9 protein-coding genes and 1 pseudogene are annotated in these 8,832 nt (G+C 69.6%); all 10 read right to left on the bottom strand.

Annotation, left to right across the window (positions count from 1 at the left end):
* Nucleotides 1–357, bottom strand: a pseudogene (locus ATM97_RS26875) (hypothetical protein); the annotation flags it as partial.
* A gap of 120 nt (nt 358–477) precedes the next feature.
* The gene (locus tag ATM97_RS26870; RefSeq protein ID WP_218720986.1) at nt 478–1,950 is read right to left on the bottom strand and encodes a PepSY domain-containing protein; all 1,473 of its coding nucleotides are present in this window, start codon (nt 1,948–1,950) and stop codon (nt 478–480) included.
* Nucleotides 1,951–2,036: 86 nt separating this feature from the next.
* Nucleotides 2,037–2,597, bottom strand: coding sequence for a hypothetical protein (locus ATM97_RS26865; protein WP_218720985.1), 561 nt, complete (start codon nt 2,595–2,597; stop codon nt 2,037–2,039).
* 55 nt (nt 2,598–2,652) lie between these two features.
* On the bottom strand, nt 2,653–4,311 hold the full coding sequence (locus tag ATM97_RS26860; protein ID WP_218720984.1) for an acyl-CoA synthetase: 1,659 nt from the start codon (nt 4,309–4,311) through the stop codon (nt 2,653–2,655).
* Nucleotides 4,312–4,444: 133 nt separating this feature from the next.
* Entirely contained in the window at nt 4,445–6,070 is a 1,626-nt protein-coding gene (locus ATM97_RS26855) for an acyl-CoA synthetase (RefSeq protein WP_218720983.1), read from the bottom strand.
* Between the two features lie 98 nt (nt 6,071–6,168).
* Nucleotides 6,169–6,660: a helix-turn-helix transcriptional regulator gene (locus tag ATM97_RS26850; protein ID WP_218720982.1), complete on the bottom strand. Its 492-nt coding sequence runs from the start codon at nt 6,658–6,660 to the stop codon at nt 6,169–6,171.
* A 104-nt stretch (nt 6,661–6,764) separates the two neighbouring features.
* Nucleotides 6,765–7,400, bottom strand: coding sequence for a hypothetical protein (locus ATM97_RS26845; protein WP_218720981.1), 636 nt, complete (start codon nt 7,398–7,400; stop codon nt 6,765–6,767).
* A 102-nt stretch (nt 7,401–7,502) separates the two neighbouring features.
* Complete coding sequence (locus tag ATM97_RS26840) at nt 7,503–7,880, bottom strand: hypothetical protein (RefSeq protein WP_218720980.1); 378 nt, start codon at nt 7,878–7,880, stop codon at nt 7,503–7,505.
* The gene (locus ATM97_RS26835; RefSeq protein WP_218720979.1) at nt 7,877–8,281 is read right to left on the bottom strand and encodes a type II toxin-antitoxin system Phd/YefM family antitoxin; all 405 of its coding nucleotides are present in this window, start codon (nt 8,279–8,281) and stop codon (nt 7,877–7,879) included. The genes ATM97_RS26840 and ATM97_RS26835 overlap by 4 nt, the downstream gene beginning before the upstream one ends.
* The coding region (locus tag ATM97_RS26830) for a diiron oxygenase (protein ID WP_218720978.1) at nt 8,278–8,832 on the bottom strand (555 nt) is incomplete at its 5' end. The genes ATM97_RS26830 and ATM97_RS26835, both read right to left, overlap by 4 nt.

Genomic DNA, 8,832 nt, shown 5'->3' with positions numbered 1-8,832 from the left:
TTTGTCCTCGAAGGGCAGTGCGACCGGTTTGTAGACGGCCTTGTCCATGCTCAGCTGGGGGGTGAGGGTGGCGGTGCGGCCGGTGATCTCGGCGGCGATCGGGAACTCGAAATCGTCGAGCTGGAACCGCAGGGCAGTGGTGGCGACGGTGGTGCCGTCGGCGGCCCGCACCGCGAACACACCGTCCTCGACGATCAGCGATCCCGCGTCGGTGGTGATCCGCGCGGTGCTGTCGATCGTTTCGGCGGTGAAGCCGATCGGAGCCCGCGCGGTCGGCGCCGCGTGCACGGTGCCCGCGGCGACGGTGCCCGCGGTCAGCAGGGCGGCAGCGGCGAGGGCGATCTTGGTGGTCTTCATGGAATCGGTGCATCCTTCATCGAATGGAGCGGCTCCGGGCACGCGTCATCGCGACGGCACCCGAGCACGGGAAAGGTGTGGGGGCGAGGAGCTTTCGCCTCGCGATCGGAGGGTGTGCGGTCAGGCCGTGGGGTGGGCGCGCGCGGCGAGGCCGAGCGCGACGTCCACGATCAGGAAGCCGAGCAGACTCAGCCCGATCAGCGGGATGAACCAGCCGACCAGGACCGCCGCGGCGACCAGCGGGACGGTCAGCCACAGCGAGGTCCGGCGCAGCACGCCCCGGCGCGGAGGCGCGCCGGCCGCGAACCTGCCCGTCGCCTTGGTCGGGCGCCGCTGCCACCACATCAGGTAGCCGAGCACGATCAGCGCGCACAGGCCGAGCGCCACCGCGAGCAGCAGCAGCTGATTGGCGATGCCGAACAACAGACCCATGTGGAAGGCGATGCCCCAGTTGGTCAGCTTGGCCATCAGCGGCCAGTCGGCGAAGGCGAGCCGGTCGGTGACCGTGCCCGTCGCGCCGTCGATCGCGACGGAGTCGATGGTGTAGGTGCCGGACTTGCGCAGCTCCTTGATACCGAAGGCCTTCTCCGGCGTGGCCGGGATCGCGATCTCGGCGGCCTGGGTGATGCCGTTGGCCCGCGCGATCGCCCACACACTGTCGAGCTGGGCGATCCGGGCGGCCGGGTCGACCGGGGCGGGCGCGGTGTGGCCGGCACTGTGGTGATCGCCGCCAGGGGACTGCGCGGGACCGACGGCGCCGGGCAGCTTCACGTTCACCGCGGGGGTGGTCCAGCTCAGTTCCTCGCGCAGCTTCGTGACATTGTCGCCGGCATACGTCGACCAGGTCATGCCGGTCGCCGAGAGCAGCAGCACCACCGGCAGGATCCAGAAGCCGATCGCGCCGTGCCAGTTCAGCTTGCGCCGCCTTGGCTCGGACAGATCCGGCGCCAGCAGCCACCGCGCCGAGCGCTTGGCCCGGCGCTTGCGCACCCGATGCACCCACAGCACGAGGCCGAACAGGGCGATCACCCACAGCCACGACGCCGCCAGCTCGCTGTAGAGCCGGCCGGGCTCACCCAGGTGCAGGCTGCGATGGAACTCGCTGAGCCAGCTCCGCAACGGCAGTGCGCCTGCGCTGCCGTAGACCACGGCCTCGCCGACCGGCCGCGCGGTATGCGGGTCGACGAACACCGCGAGCCGCTCGGAATCACCGAGGGTCGGGTCGTTGAACAGTACCCGGGTGGACTCGCCGTCGCCCGGCGCGGGCGCGACGGCGACGAGGGTCAGGTCGGGCCGGGCCGCGACCGCCGCGCCGACCTGCGCCGAGAGGACCTGGTCGGGGCCGGAGGAGTCGACCTGGAGCAGATCGCGGGAGACGATCCCCTCGATGGTCGGCGCGATCGCGTACAGCGCGCCGGTGAGCGCGGCGATCAGGATGAACGGGGCGACGAAGATCCCCGCGTAGAAGTGCAGGCGCAGGGCCAGGGGATAGAGGCGCGCGCCCCGGCGGGTGCCGGAGCGGGGCCGTCCAGCGGAAGCCGGTGGTGACGAGGTGGGCTGCTCCTCGGCCGGACGGGTGTCCGTGATGCTCATGGTGATTCATTTCTGGAGTGCGGAACCCGGCGCGCACGCGCGAAGAGCGCACGGCGAAATCGCTCGTGCACCGGGTGGAGGAAGGCTCAGAAAGGAATCGCGAGCGGCGGAGCGCGGGTCCGCAGTGAGCGCGCGGCGAAGATCCGCAGGATGACGCGGTCACGGTGGACCAGGCGCAGCGGCGCCGGGTCGGGAATGCGGGGTGCGCGGTAGCACAGCGGCAGGATCCGCGCCAGCACGGCGCTGCCGATCCGGTAGGCGGCCTCGGCGCCGAGGATGATCGCGGCGGCGAGGACGGCGGCGACGGCGTGCGCGGTGAGCATGCCCAGGCCGAGTGTGTCGTCGCCGTGGTGGGCGTGCCCGGACCAGCTCATGGTCGTGTGGCCGAGCAGCTGACCGCCCAGCAGCACCGCGGCCAGCCCGACCGCGCCGTCCCGGAGCGGGCCGATGCCTGCGACCACCGCGCCGACCACGGCCGAGACCGCCGCCAGCAGCACGACGGTGGTGCTGCCCGGCAGCGCGCCGCCCGAGGCCAGCCCGTGGGCGGCCAGCGACAACGCTCCCGACATCGAGCCCGCGCAGGCGCCGCGCAGCCGCGCGCCGACGGCACGCGACGGCGCGGCGGTCCGCGCGAACTCGATGATCACGCGCTGATGATAGTCGACCGGTATGGGCCGACCGACCGCCATCGCACGGCCGGACTCACGCCTGTTCGGCGTCCATCTCGATCAGCGGCTTGCGCAGCAGCTTGCCGGTGGCGTTGCGGGGCAACTCGTCGACGAAGATGACCTCGCGCGGGACCTTGTAGCGGGCCAGGTTCTCGCGGACGTAGTCCTTGATCTCCTGCGCGTCGCGCGCCGACTCCGGGCCGGGGACGACGATCGCGCGCAGCCGCTTGCCGTAGTCGCGGTCGTCGACGCCGACCACGGCCGCCTCGAACACGTCCGCCCGGCCTGCGATGAGGTTCTCCACCTCGAGCGGGAAGACGTTCTCGCCGCCGGAGACGATCATGTCGTCGTCGCGGCCGTCGATGTAGAGCAGCCCGTCGGCATCGAAATGGCCGACGTCACCGCTGGACATCATCCCGTCGACGATCTCCTTGGTGCGGCCGTCGGTGTAGCCGGTGAAGGCGAAACCGTTGTCCACGAAGATGGTTCCGGTGACGTTCGGCGCCGTGATCGGCTTGCGGTTCTCGTCGAGCAGCACGATCCGGATGCCGACCGGGGCCTTGCCCGCGGTGGTCGGCGCCTTGCGCAGGTCCTCGGGGGTCGCCACGGTCATCACCGCGCACTCGGTGGAGCCGTAGAGGTTGTAGAGGCTGTCGTTGAAGTAGTCCAGCGTGCGGGTCACCACGTCGGGCGCGATGGCCGAGCCGGCCGCGAAGATGACCTTGATCGTCTTCGGGTCGTACTTCGCCAGGATCTGCTCGTCCAGATCGAGGATGCGCTGCAGCATGGTCGGCACCACGATCAGCGAATCCGCCTGGTACTTCACGATATTGGCCAGCGTCTTCTCCGGATCGAACCGGCGCTGCTGGAAGATCACCCGGTTGCCCAGCGCCAGGCCGAGGGTGAACTGCGACAGCCCGGTGCCGTGGAAGATCGGCGCCGCCATGATCATGGTGCCGTTGTTGGGCAGCGGCACCCGGTCGATGAACTGGGCGGAGGCGAACGGGCTCACCTTGTCGCGCGGGGCGCCCTTCGGGGTTCCAGTGGTGCCGCTGGTCAGGATGACCATGCCGCCCGGCTTGCTCGGCGGGGTCAGCGGCGACACCGAACGGCCTGCCGAGACCGACTCGACGGTCGGGATCGCCGGGTCGACGCCGTGCGCCTCGTCGACCCAGGTGAGCACGCGCGGGATGTCGGCGGGGATGGCGCTCATCAGGTCGACGAACTCGCTGTCGTGCAGCACCGCCTTGACCTTCTCGCGCGCGGCCACGTCGGCGAACTGTGGCTTGGCGAAGCCGGTGTTCATCAGCACCGCGCGCACGCCGAGCTTGCCCGCGGCGAGCAGGCTGAGCACCATGCCGCGATGATCGCGGGCCAGCACGGCGATCACGTCGCCCTCGGCGATGCCGCTCGCCCGCAGGCCGCGGGCCAGCGCGTTGGACTGCTCGTCGAGCATCCCGAAGGTGAGTTCGCCGCGCTCGTCGACGATGGCGCCCGCGTCCGGCCTGGTCTGGGCGGCGTGCATGACCACACCGGCGAACGGGCCGAACTTGGAGACGTTGAAGAACGAGCGGGCGGCGTGATCCAGGCGCAGCGGATTGAACAGCTTGCGATCCATCATCACTTTGACGCCGAGCGCGAAATCACCGGCGCGCCGGGCGGTTCCGCCGAGCGCGGGCAGAGACAGAGACATCGAACAGCCTTCCGGCAGACCGATCCCACGACGAACCCCCGTGGGGCCGGACCGCGTCATCGAGATCCAGTGCTGGTGCTAACAATAGCAAGCAACGCGGTCCGGTTGTGCTCTGTCTCTCAGTCCGCCGACCTCACTGTGACACCTCATAATCGATGAGGACACGGCGCAGGATCTTGCCGGTCGCGTTCCGGGGGAGTTCGTCGACGAAGACCACTTCGCGCGGCACCTTGTAGCGGGCCAGATTCTCCTTGACGTGCGCCTGGATCTCGGCGGCGCCGGTGCTGTGGCCCTCCTCGAGCACCACGAAGGCGCGCAGTCGCTTGCCGAATTCGACGTCGTCCACGCCGACCACCGCCACGTCGAACACGTCGGCGCGCTCCACCAGCAGGTTCTCCACCTCCTGCGGGAAGACGTTCTCGCCGCCGGAGACGATCATGTCGTCGTCGCGGCCGTCGACCATGAGCAGGCCGCTGGCGGTGAAGTGCCCGAGGTCGCCGCTGGACATGAAACCGTCGATGATCTGCTTGTTCCGGCCGTCGGTGTAGCCCTCGAAGGGCGCGCCGCTGCGCACGAAGATCCGGCCCGTGGTCTCCGGCGTCTCGACTCGCTGGTCGTTCTCGTCGTAGAGGCGGACCTCGCAGGTGATCGGGGAGCGCCCACAGGTGCCCGGCGCCTCGGCGAGCTCGGCCGGGGTGGCGATGGTCGCGATGGCCACCTCGGTCGAGCCGTAGAGGTTGTAGAGCACCGGTCCGAACGCCTCGGTGGCCTTGATGCACAGCTCGGGGGAGAGCGCGGACCCGGCGAACAGGATCACCTTCAGCGAGGACAGGTCGTACTTCGCCCTGACCTCGGCGGGCAGCTCGGTCAGCCGGTGCAGCATGGTCGGCACCGCGACCAGCATCTCCACCTTGTGCTCGGCGATCGCGGCCAGGGTGGCCTCGGCGTCGAAGCGGCGGCGCACCACGATCTTGTTCGACAGGATGGTGCCGACCAGCCAGGTGCCCAGACCCGTGCTGTGGAAGATCGGCGAGACGATCATCATGGTGCCGCGCTTGGGGAAGGGCACCCGGTCGACGAACTGCGCGGTCGCCATCGGGGTGACCTTGGTGCGCGGCGCGCCCTTGGGCAGGCCGGTCGTGCCGCTGGTGAGGATGATGAACCCGCCCGGCTTGCTCGGCGGGGGCAGCGGCTCGGTGGAGTTGCCGGCGATGAGGTCGTCGAAGGTCGTCGCGCCCGCGGGCAGTTCGGCGCCCTCGTCGACCCAGGTGAGGAAGCGCGGCAGCTCGGCGGGCAGTGCGTCGAGCAGCCCGATGAACTCGCTGTCGTGCAGCACGGCGCGGACCTGCTCGCGCTCGCACACCTCGGCGAACTGCGGCTTGGCGAAGCCGGTGTTCATCAGCGCGATGCGCGCGCCCAGCTTGCCCGCCGCGATCATCGACATGAGCAGCCCGCGATGGTCGCGCGCCAGCACCGCGATCACCATGCCCTGCTTGATGCCGGCGTCGTGCAGGCCGCGGGCGATCGCCGTGGACTGCTCGTCGAGCTCACGGTAGGTGAGCTCGCCCCGCTCGTCGGCCAGCGCGACCTGCTCGGGCGCGACGCGGGCGGAGTGCCGGACCAAGGTGGCCTGGGGGCCGTAGATCTTGGATTCCTTCATGGTCCGCAACGTCTCGAGCGGTTTGGTCGGGTCGGAGACGCCGCGCGAACGCAGCACCCCGAGCGCCTTCACGCTTTCGAGCAGATGGGTCACGTTCACTCGGCTACCTCCACAGCATCGATCCCTGGATGCTCACGGTAGCAGTCGATGTGCCCTGCATCACAGTATTCCAACCGGACAATTAGGACATTTATCAATCAGCGTTGCGCGCTGGCCAGCGCCGCGAGCAACGGGACGAGCCTGCCCTCCGGTACCTCGAACCGGCCGAGCCCGGCGGTCTGCAGCCAGCCGACCGCGGCCAACTGGCGCAGGTGCTGGTAGATCTCGGCCGAGGTGCCCAGTTCCTCGATGGCGGCCAGGTCGGCCGCGGTGCGGCGGCCGTAGACGATCTCGCGCAGCAGCCGCAGGCGTACCGGATTGGCCAGGACCGCGAGGCAATTGGCGGCCTCGATGGTCCACACGTCACCCACGATGGCATCGGTGGCGAACTGTGCCTGCCAGTCCAGCCGCTCGCCGGTCGGCAATTGCAGCGCGCCCGCCAGGAGGACGCCGCCGTTGCGTACGCCGGCGGCGTCGAACTCCTGCCGCAGGCGCGCGACCGCCCACGGCAGTTGCGGGTCACCGCCGCCGGACTGCTCCAGGGCGGCTACCCGTCGTTCCAGTTCTTCGAGTCGGTCGACCAGATCCACGCGGCAAACCTACGCCACACCGGACCTGTTGCGCGGCAATGCTGCCCGCCGACCGTGCACGCACCCCGGAAACGTGGCGATTCCGGGGTGCGTGCGGGAGTGGACTACCGGGTGACCGCGCCGAAGGTCGGCTGTTGGATGGTGCCCAGCTGGTAGGCGTAGCCGTCCGGGTGCGCCTCGTCGACCGGCACCGACCAGCGGTGCCACAGGTTGCCGTACACCGCGGCCACGACGAGCCCGCCGCCGGTGTTCAGCGGAGCGGTGCGGATCGTGGTGTCGACCGGCACGTCCTGGTGCTCGGTCAGCACCGCGGTGCCGCTCTGGCCGTTGGACAGGTTCAGCCACATGACCTCGAGCTTCGCGCCACCCTGATTGGGGGAGATGGTGCCGGGCCCGCCGAAGAAGCCCATCCGGAAGCCGTCGATGTCGAGGGCGATACCGGAGCCGTAGACGCCGGGACCGCCGCCGTTCTGGCCGATGTCGGAGGTCGCGGGGATCTGGAAGGGCTGCGCCGGCAGCGCGACGTCGACGGTGCCCTTGTCGACCAGCTTGTCCAGGGCGGCGAGCGCGCCCGGGTTGCCCGCGACCGTGGTGCGCAGCTGCGCGACGGCCGCGGCCACGTCGACCGTGGCCTGCGGGGCGGGGTCGGCGGAGGCGGGGGCGGCGAAGACGACGGCGACGGCGGCCGAAGTGGCGGCGACCGCGGTGGTGAAGCGACGCATGAAACTCAGTTGATGCATAACCAGCTCTCCTCGAGTGTTCCTGGTACTGCTTTCCCTGGTGGATCGTTCGCTCGTGCACCGTAACCGACGCGCACTGTGGCCGCGGTCACTGGCCCGGCCTCACGGCATCGGGGCGACCTGCACCTTGTAGCCGCGATACAGCTCCGGTTTGGCGGTCAGCACCGGCATATCGAGGTTCTGCGCGGTGAAGACGACGGGCGCGACCAGCGGCCATTCGGTGTGGTCGTCGGCCATCGGGACGGTGGTGCCGATGCGGATCGCGGTGGCCGCGTCCAGTTCGGCCCAGCGCACGGCGACCCGATTGTCGAGCAGGCGACCGAGTTCGTCGATGTTGTCGACGGCGCGCATGGCGGCCATCAGGCTCACCGCCGGGACCACCATGATCCGGCGCTGCTGGGTGAACTGGCGCATGATGACCTGCCCGAACAGCGGGGACAGGGCGAGCGAGGTGAGGGCGGTGTGGTCGGCGACGCTCACCGCAGGCCCGCGCCGGTGCCGTCCAGTGCGCTCATGAGTACGTCGAGTTTGGCCTGCGCGTCGGCGATGTCGGCGGCGGAGTGCTGCTGGATGCGGTCGTCGAGGCCGCCCAGGATCTGCTCGCGCAGGTCGTCGTTGAAGTACGCGGGGGGCAGGGCCCCGTGGCGCAACACTTCGGCAGGAACCACCGCGACCAATTCTTTCCCCTCCCGCGTCACGATCACCGGACGTCCGCTGGCGGACACCCCGTCGAAAACACTACCGAGCTGCCCCCGCAATTCGGTCAACGGCACAGTTTCGTAATCGGCCATATCCCACTGTACATCGCTGTGTACAGTGGTGACGTCCGACGGCGGGGACGCCGTCGGCCCGCCGGTACGCGGCGGGCCGATCTCGCTCAAGCGACCTTGCGTGCGGGCTCGCTGCGGTACCTGGTGACCGGGCCGTCGATGCCGAGCAGGCGCCAGGCGAGCTTGGCGACCGGGTTCATGAGTCCACTGTTGGTGGCCAGCGCGCGCACATCGCCGAAGATGTTGCGCATCGTGACCTGCGATTCCTCGCCGCCCCAGTACGCCTCGCGCATGACCTCGGCGGGGATGTCGAACTTGTCGACGAACTCCTTCGGCGGCGTCATGATCATGTCCAGCATGATCCGCATCGCGATCGGGAACAGCACCGACAGCGCGGTTTTGGTGATCGGGTTCATCCCCGGCACATTGCGGCGCAGGTACTCGTGCGCGAACGAGATGTGGCGCGCCTCTTCGGCGACGTGGATCTGCATCACCCGCTGCACCATCGGATGCAGGTCGACCCCGGCGCGCAGCAGCGACTTCTGCAGGTGATCGATCGGCTCCTCGCCGCCGAGGATCATGGTGAAGAACAGCTCGGGGAAGTACTTCACCGCGGGCCAGATGATCATCGTCAGCTTGCGGTCGATGGTGCCCATGCCGAC

Origin of the sequence: Nocardia sp. MH4 (assembly GCF_019266065.1) — a bacterium.
Taxonomy (GTDB): domain Bacteria; phylum Actinomycetota; class Actinomycetes; order Mycobacteriales; family Mycobacteriaceae; genus Nocardia; species Nocardia canadensis.
The sequence above is the reverse complement of the archived record's forward strand: the minus strand, read 5'-3'. Positions and strand labels throughout refer to the sequence as shown.

What these genes read in the sequence shown, in the direction of transcription:
- ATM97_RS26845 (WP_218720981.1), bottom strand. Translation starts at nt 7,400, where the DNA reads ATGCATCAACTGAGTTTCATGCGTCGCTTCACCACCGCGGTCGCCGCC.
- ATM97_RS26870 (WP_218720986.1), bottom strand. Translation starts at nt 1,950, where the DNA reads ATGAGCATCACGGACACCCGTCCGGCCGAGGAGCAGCCCACCTCGTCA.
- ATM97_RS26860 (WP_218720984.1), bottom strand. Translation starts at nt 4,311, where the DNA reads ATGTCTCTGTCTCTGCCCGCGCTCGGCGGAACCGCCCGGCGCGCCGGT.